General features: G+C 52.7%; 16 protein-coding genes and 3 tRNA genes. 8 read left to right on the top strand and 11 right to left on the bottom strand.

Annotated elements, in window-relative coordinates:
* Positions 1 to 30 precede the first annotated feature (30 nt).
* The 3 genes from B498_RS09910 (at position 31) to B498_RS09920 (ending at position 2,628) form a co-directional block, all read left to right on the top strand.
* Positions 31 to 106, top strand: a tRNA-Ala gene (locus B498_RS09910).
* Between the two features lie 41 nt (positions 107 to 147).
* Positions 148 to 223 (top strand) — tRNA-Ala (locus B498_RS09915).
* Positions 224 to 438: 215 nt separating this feature from the next.
* Positions 439 to 2,628, top strand: coding sequence for an EAL domain-containing protein (locus tag B498_RS09920; RefSeq protein ID WP_032622932.1), 2,190 nt, complete (start codon positions 439 to 441; stop codon positions 2,626 to 2,628).
* 44 nt (positions 2,629 to 2,672) lie between these two features.
* Here the strand turns inward: B498_RS09920 and B498_RS09925 are convergent, their stop codons facing one another.
* The 4 genes from B498_RS09925 to B498_RS23135 all read right to left on the bottom strand — a co-directional run bounded on the left by B498_RS09925 (position 2,673) and on the right by B498_RS23135 (position 5,333).
* Positions 2,673 to 3,860 (bottom strand): NupC/NupG family nucleoside CNT transporter, encoded by a 1,188-nt coding sequence (locus B498_RS09925; protein WP_008501591.1) that lies wholly within the window; start codon positions 3,858 to 3,860, stop codon positions 2,673 to 2,675.
* A gap of 408 nt (positions 3,861 to 4,268) precedes the next feature.
* Positions 4,269 to 4,658 (bottom strand): hypothetical protein, encoded by a 390-nt coding sequence (locus tag B498_RS23145; protein ID WP_157179051.1) that lies wholly within the window; start codon positions 4,656 to 4,658, stop codon positions 4,269 to 4,271.
* A 72-nt stretch (positions 4,659 to 4,730) separates the two neighbouring features.
* On the bottom strand, positions 4,731 to 5,063 hold the full coding sequence (locus B498_RS23140; protein ID WP_157179050.1) for a hypothetical protein: 333 nt from the start codon (positions 5,061 to 5,063) through the stop codon (positions 4,731 to 4,733).
* Between the two features lie 154 nt (positions 5,064 to 5,217).
* Positions 5,218 to 5,333 (bottom strand) — tRNA-Met (locus B498_RS23135).
* Here B498_RS23135 and B498_RS23130 point away from each other — a divergent pair.
* Positions 5,301 to 5,447, top strand: coding sequence for a manganese transporter (locus B498_RS23130; protein WP_148639726.1), 147 nt, complete (start codon positions 5,301 to 5,303; stop codon positions 5,445 to 5,447). The two genes, B498_RS23135 and B498_RS23130, sit on opposite strands and share 33 nt — an antisense overlap.
* A 39-nt stretch (positions 5,448 to 5,486) precedes the next feature.
* Here B498_RS23130 and B498_RS09935 read toward each other — a convergent pair whose 3' ends face one another.
* Together B498_RS09935 and mgrA are read right to left on the bottom strand one after the other, a co-directional pair.
* Positions 5,487 to 5,828 (bottom strand): DUF2502 domain-containing protein, encoded by a 342-nt coding sequence (locus B498_RS09935; RefSeq protein ID WP_008501589.1) that lies wholly within the window; start codon positions 5,826 to 5,828, stop codon positions 5,487 to 5,489.
* A 127-nt stretch (positions 5,829 to 5,955) separates the two neighbouring features.
* On the bottom strand, positions 5,956 to 6,954 hold the full coding sequence (gene mgrA, locus B498_RS09940; protein WP_008501588.1) for an L-glyceraldehyde 3-phosphate reductase: 999 nt from the start codon (positions 6,952 to 6,954) through the stop codon (positions 5,956 to 5,958).
* Positions 6,955 to 7,139: 185 nt separating this feature from the next.
* On the opposite strand from mgrA, the gene ipdC reads away from it, so the two are divergent.
* The gene (ipdC, locus tag B498_RS09945; RefSeq protein ID WP_008501587.1) at positions 7,140 to 8,798 is read left to right on the top strand and encodes an indolepyruvate decarboxylase; all 1,659 of its coding nucleotides are present in this window, start codon (positions 7,140 to 7,142) and stop codon (positions 8,796 to 8,798) included.
* Here the strand turns inward: ipdC and B498_RS09950 are convergent, their stop codons facing one another.
* Positions 8,799 to 10,034, bottom strand: a complete 1,236-nt coding sequence (locus tag B498_RS09950; protein ID WP_008501586.1) for an ion channel protein — start codon at positions 10,032 to 10,034, stop codon at positions 8,799 to 8,801.
* A 205-nt stretch (positions 10,035 to 10,239) separates the two neighbouring features.
* On the opposite strand from B498_RS09950, the gene glk reads away from it, so the two are divergent.
* Positions 10,240 to 11,205 carry a glucokinase gene (gene glk / locus B498_RS09955; protein WP_008501585.1) on the top strand — a complete coding sequence of 322 codons (966 nt, stop codon included), beginning with the start codon at positions 10,240 to 10,242 and terminating at the stop codon, positions 11,203 to 11,205.
* A 35-nt stretch (positions 11,206 to 11,240) separates the two neighbouring features.
* On the opposite strand, the gene B498_RS09960 is transcribed toward glk, so the two are convergent.
* Together B498_RS09960 and B498_RS09965 are read right to left on the bottom strand one after the other, a co-directional pair.
* Entirely contained in the window at positions 11,241 to 11,972 is a 732-nt protein-coding gene (locus B498_RS09960; RefSeq protein WP_008501584.1) for a LytR/AlgR family response regulator transcription factor, read from the bottom strand.
* 3 nt (positions 11,973 to 11,975) lie between these two features.
* Positions 11,976 to 13,682: a sensor histidine kinase gene (locus B498_RS09965; RefSeq protein ID WP_008501583.1), complete on the bottom strand. Its 1,707-nt coding sequence runs from the start codon at positions 13,680 to 13,682 to the stop codon at positions 11,976 to 11,978.
* Positions 13,683 to 14,068: 386 nt separating this feature from the next.
* Between B498_RS09965 and alaC the strand changes: the two genes are divergently transcribed.
* Positions 14,069 to 15,307 (top strand): alanine transaminase, encoded by a 1,239-nt coding sequence (gene alaC, locus B498_RS09970; protein ID WP_008501582.1) that lies wholly within the window; start codon positions 14,069 to 14,071, stop codon positions 15,305 to 15,307.
* Between the two features lie 52 nt (positions 15,308 to 15,359).
* Here alaC and ypdK read toward each other — a convergent pair whose 3' ends face one another.
* Together ypdK and lpxP are read right to left on the bottom strand one after the other, a co-directional pair.
* On the bottom strand, positions 15,360 to 15,431 hold the full coding sequence (ypdK, locus tag B498_RS22930) for a membrane protein YpdK (protein ID WP_099458937.1): 72 nt from the start codon (positions 15,429 to 15,431) through the stop codon (positions 15,360 to 15,362).
* 357 nt (positions 15,432 to 15,788) lie between these two features.
* Positions 15,789 to 16,709 carry a kdo(2)-lipid IV(A) palmitoleoyltransferase gene (gene lpxP / locus B498_RS09975; RefSeq protein WP_025912768.1) on the bottom strand — a complete coding sequence of 307 codons (921 nt, stop codon included), beginning with the start codon at positions 16,707 to 16,709 and terminating at the stop codon, positions 15,789 to 15,791.
* Positions 16,710 to 17,498: 789 nt separating this feature from the next.
* On the opposite strand from lpxP, the gene tssB reads away from it, so the two are divergent.
* Positions 17,499 to 17,996 (top strand): type VI secretion system contractile sheath small subunit, encoded by a 498-nt coding sequence (gene tssB / locus B498_RS09980; RefSeq protein ID WP_008501580.1) that lies wholly within the window; start codon positions 17,499 to 17,501, stop codon positions 17,994 to 17,996.
* The last annotated feature ends 209 nt before the right edge of the window (positions 17,997 to 18,205 follow it).

Here is an 18,205-nt window from a genome sequence, read left to right as displayed (position 1 = left end):
TGCCGCCCGTCAACATGACAGCTTTACGATGGGGCTATAGCTCAGCTGGGAGAGCGCCTGCTTTGCACGCAGGAGGTCTGCGGTTCGATCCCGCATAGCTCCACCAAACTCTGAACCCAACAGAGTGCGGTCAGTAAAGTCACATGTGGGGCTATAGCTCAGCTGGGAGAGCGCTTGCATGGCATGCAAGAGGTCAGCGGTTCGATCCCGCTTAGCTCCACCAAAATTGTAAACCCTCGTCAAATGACGAGGGTTTTTTTTATCTGTTTGTAACGCCCGCCACTGGTTTTTGTTATCAAAAAGAAGGTATTCCCATACCTCACCTCAATCGAAATCAATAAACGTGTCTATAAATAGACTTGAACTTGATTCGTGCAATTAATAAACCTATTATCCATCCGGTCAATGATTCAGACGGATAATATACTCATCAGCTTAATGAATAGAAAAACGTACAATAATGTAAAGATATTTATAATTGCCCTGACACTTTGTCTGATTGCGGTACCTGTCTCCCGTTATCTCTCTCCACGCGCAATTGTTAATGGTCATGACGTTTATTTAGCATGGCTGCCGCTCAGCGTGATGCTGGCGGTAATTCTGCTATTTGGGCGCAGGGCTATTCTTCCCATTTTGTTAGGTTTTACTGTCACTAATTTATTCTATATTAATTTAGCGCCGCTACAATATTCAGTTTTGCTGTTCTGTCAGACCTTTGCGTTGTTCGCGGCCTGCGGTCTGCTACGCCTCATGCTGGGCAAGCGCTGGCGCCACTCCATCCCTAACAAGCACATCGGGTTACGTATATTCTGGCTCGGTTTTATTGTGCCATTTGGTATTAAGCTGTCGATGTATATGGCAGGCTATTTGTTTGATTTTCCGGTGACTATATCAACCTATTTCGGCGAAGGGACGGTAATTTATAATGTTGTGGATATTCAAAGCCTGATATGCGCGGGGCTGATTTTTACCATGATGTTCTATTACCCATTAAGAATGATAATTAATCCTCGTTATGCCGTCACCTTCTGGCGGCGAAGCGTGAAGCCCGTGTTTTATCACAAGAATCCATTATATATTTTTGTCTGGCTGATGCTTTTAGGCGCCATTCTCATCATTTTATGTGGTCCTTTTGAATCACCGGTCATTGCGGGCTATTTGATGCCGCTGATTTTTATTCTATTTACCCTGGCAATAAGCCGCCTGACCTATGCGTTGATTTCTCTGCTGTGGGCCACCTCAGCGCTCCTGCTGTTGACCTACAACTACAACTTCCTGAACGGGGTCGAATCGGGCCATTCTCTCTCCTTTATCCTCTCAGTGCTGATCTCTTTCGCTATCTGCTTGCTTTACATGTCGCGCATTTACCAGCGCAGCGAGTGGCTGAAGCGGGGCTGGCAGGGCAGGGCGCTTACCGATCCCCTTACCGGTTTGCCCAATATTCGTGCGCTGGAAGATTATCTTGAGATTCACCCGGATGCCAAAGTGTGCATTCTGCGCATGGATAACCTGGAGTTTTTGAGCCGCCACTACGGGATTATCATGCGGGTCCATTGCAAACGTACGATCGCCACGTCGCTACAGCCACTTCTGCAGAAAGATGAGACGCTCTTCCAGCTTCCGGGAAGCGAACTGGTGCTGGTATTACTGGGGCCGGGAACCGCCGAGCGTCTCCAGCATATGGTCGATCGGCTGAACAGCCGTAAGATTTTCTGGAACAACACCGGGCTGGATATTGAATTTGGCGCATCGTGGGGAATGGTCGAAAACGGCGAAAAGCTGCATCACACCCTGGGACAGCTGAGCTGGCTGGCAGAGCAGGCCTGCGGAGAGCAAAACGTTCTCGCGCTCACGAATAGCCTTGAGGCGGCATCAGGACAAACGACAGAGCGTGTCCTGATGCTGGCGCGGATTAAGCATGCCCTTGAGGCGGGGCAGTTCCATTTATACGCGCAACCGATCCAGAAGGCGGACGGGAGCGGGTATTACGAAATCCTGGCGCGTATGGAGAGCGAGGGCGAGATCTTCACCCCTGACCGCTTTATTCCGCTGATTGCCCAGTTCAACCTCAGTCATCGGTTTGATATGTGCATTATGGAGAAATTACTGCTGTGGCTGCGCGATCACCCTGCAACACAGGCTGGCGCCCGTTTCTCCGTCAATCTGATGCCGCTCACGCTGATGCAAAAAGAGGTGGCGACCGAGATTTGCGCGCTGTTTGAACGGTACGGCGTGGCATCTCAGGCCGTCGTGATTGAGATCACCGAGGAGCAGGCTTTTTCAAATTCAGGCACAAGTATCAACAATATTCAGCAGCTGCGGGATTACGGTTTCCGAATCGCCATAGATGATTTTGGTACTGGCTACGCCAACTACGAGCGCCTCAGACGCCTGCAGGCGGACATCATTAAAATTGACGGCTGCTTTGTGAAAGACATTTGTACAGACGACATGGATGCAATGATCGTCCAGTCGATGTGTAATCTGGCGAAGGCAAAATCGCTGTGCGTCGTCGCGGAATACGTCGAAACGCCGGCCCAGCGGGAGATGCTGCTTCGCTTTGGTGTGGATTACCTGCAGGGATACCTGATAGGCAAACCCAAACCGCTGGAAGAATTGCGGGCATAAAAAAACCGGGAGCCAGGCTCCCGGTTTTTGTTTAACGGTAAACGTTACAGAACCAGTGCCGCGATGGATGCGGACAGGACGCTCACCAGCGTAGAGCCGTAAACCAGCTTCAGGCCAAAGCGAGAAACCACGTTACCCTGCTCTTCGTTCAGACCCTTAATCGCACCGGCGATGATACCGATAGACGAGAAGTTCGCGAAGGAGACCAGGAACACGGAGAGAATACCTTCCGCGCGCGGAGAAAGCGTGCTGGCAATTTTCTGCAGATCCATCATCGCAACGAATTCGTTAGAAACCAGTTTGGTTGCCATGATACTGCCCACCTGCAGCGCTTCGTGAGCCGGAACACCCATCACCCATGCAACAGGGTAGAAGATGTAGCCCAGAATGCCCTGGAAGGAGATACCCAGCACCGCGGCGAACAGGGCATTCAGTGCAGAAATCAGCGCAATGAAGCCGATCAGCATGGCGGCAACGATAATCGCGACTTTGAAACCGGCCAGGATGTATTCACCCAGCATTTCGAAGAAGCTCTGGCCTTCGTGCAGGTTAGACATCTGGATGTTCTCTTCGCTGGCGTCAACGCGGTACGGGTTGATCAGCGACAGAACGATAAAGGTGCTGAACATGTTCAGTACCAGCGCAGCCACCACGTATTTTGGTTCCAGCATGGTCATATACGCGCCCACGATAGACATGGAAACGGTAGACATTGCGGTTGCCGCCATGGTGTACATGCGGTTGCGGGACATCTTGCCGAGAATATCTTTATACGCGATGAAGTTCTCAGATTGACCGAGGATCAGGGAACTGACGGCGTTAAAGGATTCCAGCTTACCCATGCCGTTCACTTTGGATAACAGGAAACCAATTCCACGAATCACGAACGGCAGAACGCGAATGTGCTGCAGAATACCGATCAGCGCGGAGATGAAGACGATAGGGCAGAGAACCTTCAGGAAGAAGAACGCCAGACCTTCGTCGTTCATTTTACCGAAGACAAAGTTGGTCCCTTCATTGGCGAATCCGAGCAGTTTTTCGAACATTTCGGAGAAGCCTTTCACGAAGCCGAGGCCTACGTTGGAGTTCAGGAAGAACCACGCAAGTAAAACTTCAATGACCAGCAGTTGGACAACATAACGAATACGAATTTTTTTGCGGTCTGTGCTGACCAGCAATGCGAGTGCAGTAACGACAACAAGTGCCAGGACAAAATGAAGGACGCGGTCCATATTTGCTCCAAATATGAGGCAGGTTTAATTTTCGTGCACATTCTATGTAACAAGCGAAAAGAAAACGAGATCGAGGACACACTATAGTTACATCCTGTGACGAGTCTCAAAAATAGTGATCCACAATACATTTTTGTTATGTTAGGTAAATGAGTGAAAAGTTAAGTTTGTGTGCTAGTCTTCACAAAAGCATGCGCGATTTCAGTTTCGGTTAGATCGCCCCACTTACCCGCCCGTCTATCGTTCAAAGCTATCAGAGAAATCACTGCAAACTTCATAAATGATCTTGATAATCATTCTCATTTTGATAGCATTAAACATAGCAAAGGCTATATTTCAGAGGCAGAAATGACAAACAGTCGCGTAGAGGGTAGCAGTGGCAGAGCAGCGCGCAAGTTGCGGTTCGCATTAATGGGACCTGCGTTCATCGCTGCCATTGGTTATATCGATCCAGGTAACTTTGCGACCAATATTCAGGCCGGGGCCAGCTTCGGTTATAAGCTGCTCTGGGTGGTCGTCTGGGCAAACCTGATGGCAATGCTGATTCAGATGCTCTCCGCAAAGCTGGGGATTGCGACGGGCAAAAACCTGGCGGAGCAAATTCGCGACCATTATCCGCGTCCCGCGGTCTGGCTCTACTGGGTTCAGGCTGAAATCATCGCCATGGCCACTGACCTTGCTGAATTTATCGGCGCAGCGATCGGCTTTAAGCTGATTCTGGGTGTGTCGCTGTTGCAGGGGGCGGTCCTCACCGGGATTGCCACGTTCCTGATCCTGATGCTGCAGCGTCGGGGTCAAAAGCCGCTGGAGAAGGTCATTGGCGGTCTGCTGCTGTTTGTCGCGGCGGCCTATATCGTTGAGCTAATCTTCTCACAGCCGAATCTGGCGCAGCTCGGTAAAGGAATGGCGATCCCAAGCCTGCCGACCTCGGAAGCGGTGTTCCTGGCCGCCGGGGTGCTGGGGGCGACCATCATGCCGCATGTGATCTATCTCCACTCCTCGCTGACTCAGCATCTCCACGGTGGGACGCGTAAAGAACGTTACTCCGCCACCAAGTGGGACGTGGCGATCGCCATGACCATCGCGGGGTTTGTCAATCTGGCGATGATGGCTACTGCAGCCGCAGCTTTCCACTTTAACGGTCATACCGGTATTGCCGATCTCGACCAGGCATATCTCACGCTGGAGCCGTTGCTGAGCCATGCTGCCGCCACGATATTTGGCCTTAGCCTGGTGGCTGCTGGTCTCTCTTCTACGGTGGTGGGCACGCTGGCAGGCCAGGTGGTGATGCAGGGGTTTGTCCGGTTCCATATTCCGCTGTGGGTTCGTCGTTCCGTCACCATGCTGCCGTCATTTGTGGTGATTCTGATGGGACTCGACCCAACGCGAATTCTGGTCATGAGCCAGGTGCTGCTGAGTTTTGGTATTGCGCTGGCGCTGGTGCCGCTGCTGATCTTTACCAGCAACAAAACCCTGATGGGCGAGCTGGTCAACTCAACGCTGGTGAAACGAACCGGGTGGGCCATCGTGGTGGTGGTCGTTGCGCTGAACCTGTGGTTGTTAGTGGGAACCGCGCTGGGTCTTTAACAAAAAAAGGAGCCGTGGAGGCTCCTTTTTGATTTTTGATTAGTGATGATGGCCGTGACCATGACCTTTGCCGCGACCCCAGCCGCCGCGACGGTCGTCACGATCGTTCCAGCCTTCACGGTAACCGCGCTCATAGGCGCTGTCTTTATACCAGCCGCGGTGTCTGCCGTTATCATGTTTCCACCAGCGATCGCCGCGCCACTCATAGTGACGATGCCAGTAATCACGGTCGCGCCAGTAGCCGCCGTCCCAGTATCTGCCGTAGTCGTCACGATCGCCAATTTGTAATTTTACTGATGGCAACAGGGTGATTTCGCCCGCAGTGGCGATCAGCGGCGCCGAAGCCAGTAATACCGCTGCAAGAATCAGTGACCTGAACATACTCTTTCTCCTTCACGATCGGGGCCTTTGTTGGGCCTGTTAACGCAATTTTACGAGTTGGTAAAGCGTCGTATCATCGCCTCAACTCCGAATTCCTGGGTGAGAGCACTTTTTGCTAAAAGTGATGTTATATTGAGCTGCTCAGGATCGCGTCTATACGGGCCAACTCTTCTGCAGAGAAATGGCGGTTTGCCAGCATCCCCACGGCGTCATCAATCTGAGCCGCTTTACTTGCCCCAATCAGCACCGACGTCACTTCCTCATGGCGTAATACCCAGGCCAGCGCCATCTGGGACAGCTTCTGGCCGCGACTTTCTGCCAGGGCATTCAGCTTCCTGACTTTCTCCAGCTTCTCTTCGGTGAGCTGATCGGGTTTAAGGAACTGACTGCCGCTAGCCGCGCGTGAGTCTGCGGGGATGCCGTTCAGATAGCGATTGGTCAGTTGCCCGCCGGCCAGCGGCGAGAAGGGAATACAGCCGACTCCTTTTTTCTGCAACACGTCCAGCAGCCCCGCTTCCGGCGCACGTTCAAAGAGGGAGTACTTCGGTTGGTGGATCAGGCAGGGCGTCCCGAGGTCATTAAGGATATCAATCGCCTGGCGAGCCAGAACAGCCGGGTAGTTGGATAATCCGACATACAAAGCCTTCCCCTGACGCACCACATGGTCAAGCGCTTTCATGGTTTCCTGCAGCGGCGTTTGAGGATCTGGCCGGTGATGATAGAAGATATCCACATACTCCAGCCCCGTGCGCTTCAGGCTTTGATCGAGGCTTGCCAGCAGATATTTACGTGACCCCCAGTCGCCGTAAGGCCCCTCCCACATGGTATAACCCGCTTTGGTGGAGATGATTAGCTCGTCGCGCCAGGGGAGGAAATCCTCCTGCAAAATACGTCCGAAATTACGTTCGGCCGATCCGGGGGGCGGGCCATAGTTGTTGGCAAGGTCGAAATGCGTAATGCCCAGATCAAACGCACGCTGTAAAAGTTGACGGCTGTTTTCGATAAGGGTGGCGTCACCAAAGTTATGCCACAGCCCAAGCGAGATGGCAGGCAACCTGAGTCCGCTTCGCCCGCAGCGGCGATACTCCATTGTCCTGTAACGATTTTTGTCCGGCTGATAACCCATTTTCGTGACCTCTGGCGCTGAAGTGATAAATCAGTGTATGCGTTTACATTTTCGTGAAAAAAAGCAGCATAGCGCAGCCTTTTTTGTAAAGCATTCTTTCCATGCCCTTCTTATCGCCAATTCTGGACAGCCATCACGCTTATTTAATACTCAAGGTGAGGTCAACATTAGAAGGATACCTGTTCATGCGTACCCCATACTGCGTCGCCGATTACCTGCTGGACCGTCTTACTGATTGTGGAGCCGATCATCTGTTTGGCGTGCCGGGCGACTATAACCTGCAGTTTCTCGACCATGTGATAGACAGCCCGGATATCTGCTGGGTGGGCTGTGCCAACGAGTTAAACGCTTCTTATGCCGCTGACGGATACGCCCGATGTAAGGGCTTTGCCGCGCTGCTGACGACATTTGGCGTAGGAGAGTTAAGCGCCATGAACGGCATTGCGGGCAGCTTCGCCGAGCACGTTCCGGTCTTGCATATTGTGGGGGCACCGGGTACGGCATCACAGCAAAGAGGGGAGCTGCTGCACCACACGCTTGGCGACGGTGAGTTTCGTCATTTTTATCATATGAGCGAGCCGATCACTGCTGCACAGGCGATCCTGACCGAACAAAACGCCTGTTATGAAATCGACCGGGTGTTAACGACAATGCTCCGGGAGCGTCGCCCCGGCTATCTGATGTTGCCTGCCGACGTGGCAAAAAAGGCCGCCACTCCCCCTGTAAACGCTCTCACGCTCAGGCATCCACACGCCGATAGTGCCTGCCTGAAAGCGTTCCGGGACGCCGCAGAAAACAAGCTTGCCAGGAGCAAGCGTACTGCGCTGCTGGCCGATTTCCTTGTCCTGCGCCACGGCCTGAAGCATGCGCTACAAAAATGGGTCAAAGACGTGCCGATGGCACACGCCACCATGCTGATGGGCAAAGGTATCTTTGACGAACGTCACGCCGGATTTTATGGCACCTACAGCGGTTCAGCGAGCGCCGGTGCGGTAAAAGAGGCGATTGAAGGGGCGGATACCGTACTGTGCATCGGCACGCGATTTACCGATACCCTGACCGCCGGCTTCACGCATCAGCTCACCCCGGCACAAACGATAGAAGTTCAGCCTCATGCCTCACGCGTAGGTGATCTTTGGTTTACCGGCATCCCTATGCTTCAGGCAATCGAAACGCTGGTGGAACTGTGCAAACAGCACGTGCACGAGACACCCGCGCAGTCTTCTCAAAGCGCGATGGCCTACCTGCAGCCGGATGGCTCGCTGACGCAGGCGAATTTCTGGCAAACGTTGCAGACATTTATTCGTCCGGGAGACATCATTCTTGCGGATCAGGGCACCTCGGCCTTCGGCGCGATCGACCTTCGTCTGCCGGCTGACGTGAATTTTATCGTCCAGCCGCTGTGGGGATCGATTGGCTATACGCTGGCGGCAGCATTTGGCGCGCAAACGGCCTGCCCGAACCGGCGCGTGATTGTCCTGACGGGGGATGGCGCTGCGCAACTTACTATTCAGGAGCTTGGCTCGATGCTGCGGGATAAACAACACCCCATTATTCTGGTCCTGAACAACGAAGGGTACACGGTGGAAAGAGCGATCCACGGGCCTGAGCAGCGTTACAACGACATTGCGCTATGGAACTGGACGCAAATCCCGCAGGCCCTGAGCCTTGATCCTCAGGCCCAGTGCTGGCGGGTCAGTGAAGCGGAGCAGCTGGCGGACGTCCTTGAGAAAGTGGCACACCACGAGCGGCTTTCGCTGATTGAGGTGATGCTGCCGAAAGCCGATATCCCTCCGCTGCTGGGGGCAATCACCAAAGCGCTGGAAGCGCGCAACAGCGCCTGATCATTTGTCGTTTCGCCAGGCCATCATCATCGGTTTGCCCGCCAGCAGGAGCCAGGCGGGCAACATCACGATGCAAAGTAACGGGATGAGGGTGGTATCCGGTACCACCACGGCGGCCATAAAGAGGCTCAGCCAGGCATCGCGCGTGACCACCAGCACCAGCCCCAGAATCGAGCAGGAAACGGTAATCGCAGCCGGGACCGCATCGACATGCTCGTGCAGCATCAGCCCCAGCGCGACGCCGACAAAGACCGCCGGGAAGATGCGTCCACCACGGAAACCGCAGGCGGCCGCCACCACCAGCGCTGCCAGCTTGATCACGGCAAACAGCAGATAGTCGGAGACGCTAAACACCTGGCTGAAGGCCAGCTGCTGCATCTCGTCCAGTCCTTTAAACAGCGTCACCGGCCCGCCGATCGTACCTAAAATACCCAGAATCAAACCGCCAGCCCCCAGAATCAGCACCGGGTGTTTGAGTCTGTGCATCAGCCGGTGAAGGCGTGGAAGACACCATACTGCCACCATGCCCAGCGCAATGGCGATGGCGGCGACGATGGCACCGCTGAAAATATCGGCGATTTGCATCTGGCCGTAGTGGGGGAGAGAGAGTGAAAAATGGGGATGGAAAAACAGGCTGGTCGTCAACGCTCCGGCGGCTGCGGCCATCAGTGGGGCAAAGAGCTTGTCCCACAGCGGGACGTCGTTGTTACTGCTGAGCGTCTGAGAAAAGATCAGTGCCGCCGCAACGGGCGTGCCGAAGAGCGCCCCGATGGTGCCTGCGGAGGCGAGAATAGTCCAGTCCAGCGCGCCAACGCGGGGCAAAATGCGTGAACCAAGAAAAACCGCCAGGCCAATGTTCACGGCCATAATCGGATGCTCAGGTCCCAGACTAACGCCGCCGGCCAGACCGATAATCAGCGCAATAATTAGCCCTGGCAACGCCGAGGGGGCTACCGGGGCACCAATCAACGGTTCCAGTGCCGGATCGGGGCCAGCATGGCCGGGACTAAAACGGATCACCAGGCCCACCGCAATACCGGTTAACGTCAGCATCCCAACGATCCACGCAGGAGAGTCAGCGGTGACGCCCAGCCCTGCAGGAAGCGCGTTCCATAATAGTGTTTGCAGCACCGACGCGACTTTCATCACGACAATAAGGACCAGACTTGAAACCACGCCAATGATGAGCGCCGGAATTGCCAGCAACAGCATGGTTCTGGCTCGCGGGTGAAGCATGATGATTTCCTTGTACAAAACGGTATTACGTTACTTTGCACATTAAGCCTTATGGCAATAGTGCAAAAGGTGCTGAAACGGTAAAGTTATTCTGTGACGAAGATCGATAATCCATGGGCATTCACCTTCCGGTCGTTGTTGTTATCACGCCTTGAATTTACAGTGTCCCAAAGATTTATTCTGACTTTAGCGGAGCAGTAGAAGAATGACAAAGTATGCTTTGGTAGGCGATGTGGGCGGCACGAATGCGCGCCTTGCATTATGCGATGTAAATAGCGGTGAAATTTCCCGGGCGAAAACCTATTCCGGTCTCGATTATCCAAGCCTTGAGGCCGTTGTCCGCGTCTATCTGGAGGAGCATCAGATAAGCGTCGAAGATGGCTGCATCGCCATTGCCTGCCCGATAACCGGCGACTGGGTCGCCATGACCAACCATACCTGGGCATTCTCCATCGCCGAGATGAAAAAAAACCTCGGCTTTGCGCATCTTGAAATCATCAATGACTTTACCGCGGTGTCCATGGCGATCCCGATGCTGAAGCCTGAGCATCTGATCCAGTTTGGCGGCGCTGAACCGGTCGAAGGTAAGCCGATTGCGGTTTACGGGGCCGGTACCGGGCTGGGCGTTTCACATCTGGTGCATGTCGCTCAGCGCTGGGTGAGCCTGCCGGGTGAAGGTGGTCACGTGGACTTTGCGCCAAACAGCGAAGAAGAGGGCATTATCCTCGAAGAATTACGCGCGGAGATCGGCCACGTCTCCGCCGAGCGCGTGCTGTCAGGACCGGGGCTGGTGAACCTGTACCGGGCGATTGTGAAATCGGACGGTCGTCTGCCGGAAAATCTGCAGCCGAAAGACGTCACCGAACGCGCGCTGGCGGACAGCTGCATTGACTGCCGTCGTGCCCTGTCGCTGTTCTGCGTGATCATGGGGCGCTTCGGCGGCAATCTGGCGCTGACGCTGGGTACCTTCGGAGGCGTTTATATTGCAGGTGGTATTGTGCCGCGTTTCCTGGAGTTCTTTAAAGCCTCCGGCTTCCGCGGCGGGTTTGAGGATAAAGGGCGCTTCAGAAGCTACGTGCAGGACATTCCGGTTTATCTGATCGTGCATGATAACCCAGGCCTGCTGGGGTCGGGTGCCCACCTGCGTCAGGTTCTCGGTCAAATCCTCTGACGCATAGCCCTCTCCCGCAGGAGAGGGCTTTTTTGTTACAGGTGCATGAGCTGGCGGAACTCTTTCACCTTGCTGCGGCTTACCGGCACCTGAAAATCCAGATCCTTCAGACGCAAGATATAGGTGTTGTTAAACCACGGTTCGATCTCGCGGATCTTGTTTAAATTGACGCAGAACGAGCGGTGGCAGCGGAAAAAGTGCGACGCAGGCAGCTTGCTGCAAAACTCGGTGATGTTCATCGCCATCACGTAAGATTCCCGTCGCGTATAGACAAACGTCATCTTTTCATGGGCTTCGGCATAGTAGATATCACTGACCGGCGTCACGATGATGCGCTCATCTTTGACCAAATTAATGGTGTCGTTTTCCCGTACCGTTGGGCTGGCGTTTGCAGGGGCGGTCTGCTGCTGCCACGCGGCCTCCAGCTTTTGCAGCATGCTGACAATCCGCGACTCCTGGTAAGGCTTAAGGATATAGTCAAATGCCTCCAGCTCGAAGGCCTCTACGGCGTGCTCTTTCCAGGCGGTAACGAAAACAATAAACGGCTTATGGGCAAACTGATTGATGTTTTGCGCCAGCAATACGCCATCCAGCGACGGAATATTGATGTCCAGGAAGATGGCATCGACCCGGTTATGCTGCAGAAACTTCAGCACGTCCAGACCGTCATCAAAGGTACCCACAATTTCCATCTGGCTGTGGGTGTTGATAAGCCAGGTTAGCTCCTGTTGAGCCAGAATTTCATCTTCTACGATGATGACTTTCATGGGTTACTCCACCTGGGGCAACAGTGATGTTGCCGAATGAACGGGAGAGCGCTCGTTCGGGACGTAAAACGCAATTTCGGTGCCCGGTTCAAGACGCTGAATATGCAGCCCGTCGCCGTAAAGCAGCTTGACCCGGTGGTGCACGTTCAGCAGGCCGATTTTATTTCCAGGCATCTCGTTAGACTCCACCCGCTCAATGACTTTTGGATCAATGCCGTGGCCGGTATCGCGCACGGCAATACGCACGCGGTTGCCGCTTTCGGTGACGCTGATGGTGACGACGCCTTTGCCTTTACACGGCTGAATGCCGTGAACAATCGCGTTTTCGACCAGCGGCTGGATAAGCAGGCTTGGGATCACGCAGTTGACCTCTTCATCAATATCGTAAATGACCGTGAGCTTGTCACCAAAGCGCGCCTGCTCAATCGCGATGTAGTCTTTAATCTGATACAGCTCTTTTTTGATGTCGATCTGCTCGTCATCTTTCAGCTCGATGTTGTAGCGTAGATAGCGCGACAGGTTAAAAATCAGCTGGCGCGCGGTGTCCGGATTAAGACGAATGGACGAGGAGATCGCGTTCAGCGCGTTAAACAGGAAATGGGGATTGATTTTGCTCTGCAGCGCGCGCAGCTCTGCCTTATTTGCCATCTCACGCAGTTGTTCCGCCCGGGATACTTCCAGCTGGGTGGAGATAATCTGCGACAGGCCGATGGCCATCTCCTGCAGCGTGGAGGTGATCTGATGCGCGTGGCAGTAATAAATTTTCAGCGTGCCCGTCACGACGCCTTTCTCCCACAGCGGAATCACCAGCATGGAGTGGATTTCCGGCGTTCGGTGGGCTTCATCATTGTTTTTAATAATGATTTTACCGTAGTTAATCGCCTGTCGGGTGGTTGGGCTGATGGTGTCATCATTATCGCGATAGTTGTGCTCCCCGACGCCAACGTAGGCCAGCACGTGGTCAATATTGGTGATGGCGACAGCGTCAGCGTGGATGTCATGGCGAATGATTTCGCAGACCTGACGCAACGACTCCGCGTTAACGTGGCGGAAGAGCGGTAGCGTTTTGTTGGCGATATCCAGCGCCAGCTTGGCCTGACGGGCGGCGCTGGCCTCTTTTTCCCCTTCAACGCTTTGCACCAGCAGCACGATAAAGCCGATGCACACGCTGCCCAGGATCATCGGAATACCGATTTTCGAGACGATATCCAGCCCAAGTTCGGTGGTCGGGGCCCAGACGACGACCAGGATCATGGTCAGCGTTTCGCACACCATGCCCGCCACGATCCCGGCGCGCCAGCGCTGTTTTTTCGTGATTTTGCGGCTGATCCAGCCGGAGAGCACCCCGGCGATAATGCTGGTAATAAAGCATGGCACCGCCGTGACGCCGCCGATATCAATCAGGTAGCGATGGGTTCCGGCAATCACGCCGGTGATGACACCCACCCACGGGCCAAACAAAATTCCGCCAGACATCACGGCGATAATGCGCACGTTAACCAGCGAACCCTCTACCGGCACTCCAGACCAGGTGCTGAACAGGGCGAACAGCGAAAAGATGGCGGTAACGGCCAGCAGCTCTTTTGGCGAGTGTGCGGATTTGTGCAATAGCTCGCGAAACAGGCGAATGCGAATGAGGAAAAACAGGCAAATCAGCATTAATGCCGCACGGTCAAAAACCGCCAGCAGCATAGTGAATATTTCGTGCACGAGTAGACCTGGGAAAACGGGAAAGAACCATGATAAAAAACCTGACGCGTGTTGACCAGCTATCCGTCAGGTTTATCAAATGAGGAAAAACCATAATTTCTAAAGGGGATTGTCTGTGGGTAACGGACACATCCTGATTTTTTATAGCCTGCGTATCGTCAGGTAACTGTTTTGATATCATCCTGTTAAATAACAGCTATCAGAAAGCCAACCCTGAAACAGGGACTTCCGCTTTTCGGCACAGCCGGGTTCCGGTTTTCAGGCGATCGCTTTTTTTTCACTTCCCTCTCGACAGGGTGATTTTTTTCAGGTTATTTTCTAAGCACGCCACATCGGTGGCAGCGTCGCTCGGACGGTCCGGGCGCTAACGTTAATCTGAGGAATCTATGGCTGAATTCAGTCCTGAACGCCGTTTTACGCGTATCGATCGTCTCCCCCCTTATGTTTTCAATATCACCGCTGAACTGAAGATGGCTGCGCGTCGGCGCGGCGAAGATATTATTGATTTCAGCATGGGTAACCCTGACGGCCCAACACCACCGCATATCGTTGAAAAACTCTGCACGGTTGCCCAGCGTCCGGATACGCACGGCTACTCGACCTCCCGCGGTATTCCCAGATTACGTCGCGCGATCTCGCGCTGGTATCAGGATCGCTATCAGGTTGATATCGATCCGGAAAGTGAAGCGATTGTCACCATCGGCTCGAAAGAGGGGCTGGCACACCTGATGCTGGCTACGCTGGATCATGGCGATACGGTGCTGGTACCGAATCCCAGCTACCCAATCCACATCTACGGTGCGGTGATTGCCGGGGCGCAGGTCCGTTCGGTTCCGCTGGTGGAAGGGGTCGATTTCTTTAACGAACTGGAACGTGCGATTCGCGAAAGCTATCCGAAACCGAAGATGATGATCCTCGGTTTCCCGTCGAACCCAACGGCCCAGTGCGTGGAGCTCGATTTCTTCGAGAAAGTGGTCGCGCTGGCGAAGCGTTATGACGTGCTGGTGGTTCACGATTTAGCCTATGCCGACATCGTGTATGATGGCTGGAAAGCGCCATCTATTATGCAGGTCCCGGGCGCGCGTGACGTGGCGGTAGAGTTCTTCACCCTGTCGAAAAGCTACAACATGGCGGGCTGGCGTATTGGCTTTATGGTGGGTAACAAAACGCTGGTGAGTGCACTGGCGCGAATTAAGAGTTATCACGACTACGGCACCTTCACGCCGCTGCAGGTTGCGGCTATCGCTGCTCTTGAGGGTGACCAGCAGTGCGTCCACGAGATTGCCGCTCAGTATAAGCGCCGCCGTGACGTGCTGGTAAAAGGCTTGCATGAAGCCGGCTGGATGGTGGAAATGCCGAAGGCGTCCATGTACGTCTGGGCGAAAATTCCGGAACCGTACGCGGCGATGGGATCGCTGGAGTTTGCCAAAAAGCTGCTCCAGGATGCGAAGGTGTGCGTATCACCGGGCATTGGCTTTGGTGATTATGGCGACACCCATGTGCGATTTGCCCTGATTGAAAACAGCGACCGCATTCGTCAGGCGGTGAGGGGCATCAAGAGTATGTTCCGGGCCGACGGGCTTCTCTCCTCGAAGAGCGTGGCTGAAAATCCCGCGTCATCATGACATAAAAAAACAGGAGCCAATGGCTCCTGTTTTTTTGACTGCATGTTCTTCACTAGATCATCAGGGCAAAGGTTCCGGCCCAGACTAAAACAATCACAGAAATGCCCATAAAGAAATATTTCACGTTTCATCGCTCCGCGTATCTTGTGGTACGCATTTAAAAACAGAGTCCACCTGATTATAGAGAACTGAAATCCGGTCAAAGCGGAAATGAGAATTTTCCCGTTTCGCCGCTGACTCCAGCTCAGAATTCTGTGCTTTCCTGTTGCCAGACGGCGCTAATGTACGCCTAAAAATGAGGGGTGACAAGAGGGATTTTTTTAAATAATTTCCGTCACTTACGAGTGTCGTGGAACGGCGACAGTTTGATTTCGCATCGCAATAAATTCACTTTGGGCGACGCAATGAAAAACGGTTTCTTAACGGATGACAGGTGATTGAAAAGGTTAGTTTCTTAGCGAAACTAACCTTTCTGAAGAGCTTAAATATAGAGCGAGGCTTCGCCAATAGGGCGGGTTTTGAAACGACGATGCATCCACAGATACTGCTCTGGCGCACGCATGATTTCAGTTTCGATGACTTTATTGATAAACGCCGCGGCTTCGCACTCGTTTTCAGGATAGTTAGCCATCTCAGGAGAGATGTGCAGACGATAGCCTGATTTATCTGCTTTTCTCACCATCGTCACGGTCAGCATGGAAGCGCCCGACAAACGAGAAATGACAAAGGTGCCGTTGGTCGTCGCAACATCTTTAACCGCAAAGAAAGGCGCAAAGCTGCTGCCTTTACGTCCATAATCCTGATCGGGGGCAAACCAGACGGCTTCACCTTTCTTCAGAGCCCCGACCATACCGCGCAGGTTATTACGGCTGATCATCGCCTTATTCGAACGCATGCGGCCACGCGTTTGTACCCACTCCATCAGCGGACTGTTGTGTGGTCGATAGGTCGCCATCATTGGCTGGCACAGACCCATCACGCGGCCACCCAGTTCCAGCGACATAAAGTGAACGCCGACGACCATCACGCCGCGTTTTTGCATCTGCGCGCGTTTAAGGTTATCCAGCCCTTCCACGTCAAACCACTTGCGGACGCGCTCATCCGGCCAGAACCAGGCCATGCCGGTTTCAAGCAGTGCCATGCCGATAGACTTGAAGTTTTCAGCAATGAGTTTCTCGCGCTCTTCGGCATTGTAATGCGGAAAGCAAAGCTCAATATTTTTACGCGCGATGGATTCGCGGCGTTTCAGGAAGAAGCGGGAAGCGCTGCCCAGTTTCGACCCCAGCAAACGCAGGACAGGGTACGGAAGTTGAACCAGCAGCCAGAGAACGCCAAGACCAAACCATGTAAACCAGTAACGCGGGTGTAAAAACGCGCGTTGAAATTTGGATTGAGACAAAATAGTAAAACCTATGTGAAGCCTGTAAAGGTAGCGCAGAGTTTGCGATACGACGTGCCGATAAGACCGTTCTTCAAGGTGATGGTTGCAGGCTTTACCGAACTTTACGGCGTTGCCTGGCCACTGCTGATTTGGGCGGGCGGCGTAATGTAGCACCGTTATACGATATGTGCTATTACTCGTTTTTGATTAAAAAAGCGGCAGTTAAGGAGGTGCTTGATTTTACAGATTTTATAGAAAGTCGCATTGAAAGCGTTTTTCCTGACTGAGCGGAGAGCAGAAGCCCTGGCGATCGGATGGAAGACGTAACGAAAAAGAATGGCATTGTTGAGTTACGGCAAATTAATTATTTCTCGTTTATTTCTTCCTTACCTAATAAATAAGAATTTTCTTTGTGAAAAATCTTATTTATTATTCATATCCTCAATGGAATAGTCGTCTTTTATCACCCACTTTTCTCTTCTTTTAATCGTACTGCAATAAAATATTGCAGTTCTTTCTTGTTTTTTGACATAGTGCCGTGATGCAAATCAAAATAAGAGGTTTTTATTAATATCTCTCTGGCTGCAATCCCTTCGGCGATACAAATATTCGATTTGTGAGAAAAGAGTAGTTTCTTTTTCTGAGTTGATTGAGCAATTTGCGATAATGTCTTAGTGGAAAATTCTTAAGAAAATTCTTGTATCGGATAAATGATCTGTGTATTTGATTTTGTTCCGATCATTATTCTATTATTGCGCATCAAGAACGATACCGTGAAGTTGGCATAGCAAAACAAAGAGGGATGATTAGATGGCTGACAGTTTTCAGAACGAGGTGCCTAAGGCACGTATTAACCTGAAGCTTGACCTGCATACTGGCGGAGCAAGCAAGAAAATGGAATTACCCTTGAAATTGCTTGTTACGGGTGATTTCAGCAACGGGCAGGAATCTGCGACAATATCTGAGCGTGAAAAGATTAACATCACCAAAAATAATTTTGATAGCGTTCTTTCCGAATATTCCCCAAAAGTTAACCTGGCCGTAAAAAATACACTGTCTGACGATGGTGGTGAAGACAACATTCAGCTGACTTTCCAGAGCATGAAAGATTTCACGCCAGAGCAGGTGGCTGCCCAAATTCCGCAGCTGAAGGCGATGCTGGCGATGCGCAACTTGCTTCGCGATCTCAAAGCTAACCTGTTGGATAACCAGACTTTCCGAAAAGAGCTGGAAAAAATCGTTGTTGACCAGTCGCTTAGTGCTGAGTTGCGAAATGAACTGTCCGCACTGGCTTCAAAACAACCTTAACCATCATGCTGTTTTAACGGATTAATCAAGGAATGCTCATGTCTGTACAAAATCATATTGCTGGCGGGGAAAGCGTGGTGCTGGAACGTCCTGCTGTGGGTGGTGTATACGCCTCACTGTTTGAGAAAATCAATCTGAATCCTGTCTCCGAGCTGAGTGCGCTGGACATCTGGCAAGATGCACAGGCGATGAAGGCGGACGTTGACAGC

The sequence above is a fragment of the Enterobacter sp. SST3 genome, from assembly GCF_000286655.1.
Lineage (GTDB): Bacteria > Pseudomonadota > Gammaproteobacteria > Enterobacterales > Enterobacteriaceae > Enterobacter > Enterobacter roggenkampii.
Note: the sequence above shows the minus strand (reverse complement) of the source record. Positions and strands in the feature narration are given on the sequence as shown.

Bases quoted from the DNA above. Each gene is read 5' to 3' on its own strand.
- B498_RS09920 (WP_032622932.1), top strand. From the start codon at position 439: ATGAATAGAAAAACGTACAATAATGTAAAGATATTTATAATTGCCCTG.
- B498_RS09925 (WP_008501591.1), bottom strand. From the start codon at position 3,860: ATGGACCGCGTCCTTCATTTTGTCCTGGCACTTGTTGTCGTTACTGCA.
- B498_RS23140 (WP_157179050.1), bottom strand. From the start codon at position 5,063: ATGGCTCAGCAACGGCTCCAGCGTGAGATATGCCTGGTCGAGATCGGC.
- B498_RS09935 (WP_008501589.1), bottom strand. From the start codon at position 5,828: ATGTTCAGGTCACTGATTCTTGCAGCGGTATTACTGGCTTCGGCGCCG.
- mgrA (WP_008501588.1), bottom strand. From the start codon at position 6,954: ATGGGTTATCAGCCGGACAAAAATCGTTACAGGACAATGGAGTATCGC.
- ipdC (WP_008501587.1), top strand. From the start codon at position 7,140: ATGCGTACCCCATACTGCGTCGCCGATTACCTGCTGGACCGTCTTACT.
- B498_RS09950 (WP_008501586.1), bottom strand. From the start codon at position 10,034: ATGCTTCACCCGCGAGCCAGAACCATGCTGTTGCTGGCAATTCCGGCG.
- glk (WP_008501585.1), top strand. From the start codon at position 10,240: ATGACAAAGTATGCTTTGGTAGGCGATGTGGGCGGCACGAATGCGCGC.
- B498_RS09960 (WP_008501584.1), bottom strand. From the start codon at position 11,972: ATGAAAGTCATCATCGTAGAAGATGAAATTCTGGCTCAACAGGAGCTA.
- alaC (WP_008501582.1), top strand. From the start codon at position 14,069: ATGGCTGAATTCAGTCCTGAACGCCGTTTTACGCGTATCGATCGTCTC.
- tssB (WP_008501580.1), top strand. From the start codon at position 17,499: ATGGCTGACAGTTTTCAGAACGAGGTGCCTAAGGCACGTATTAACCTG.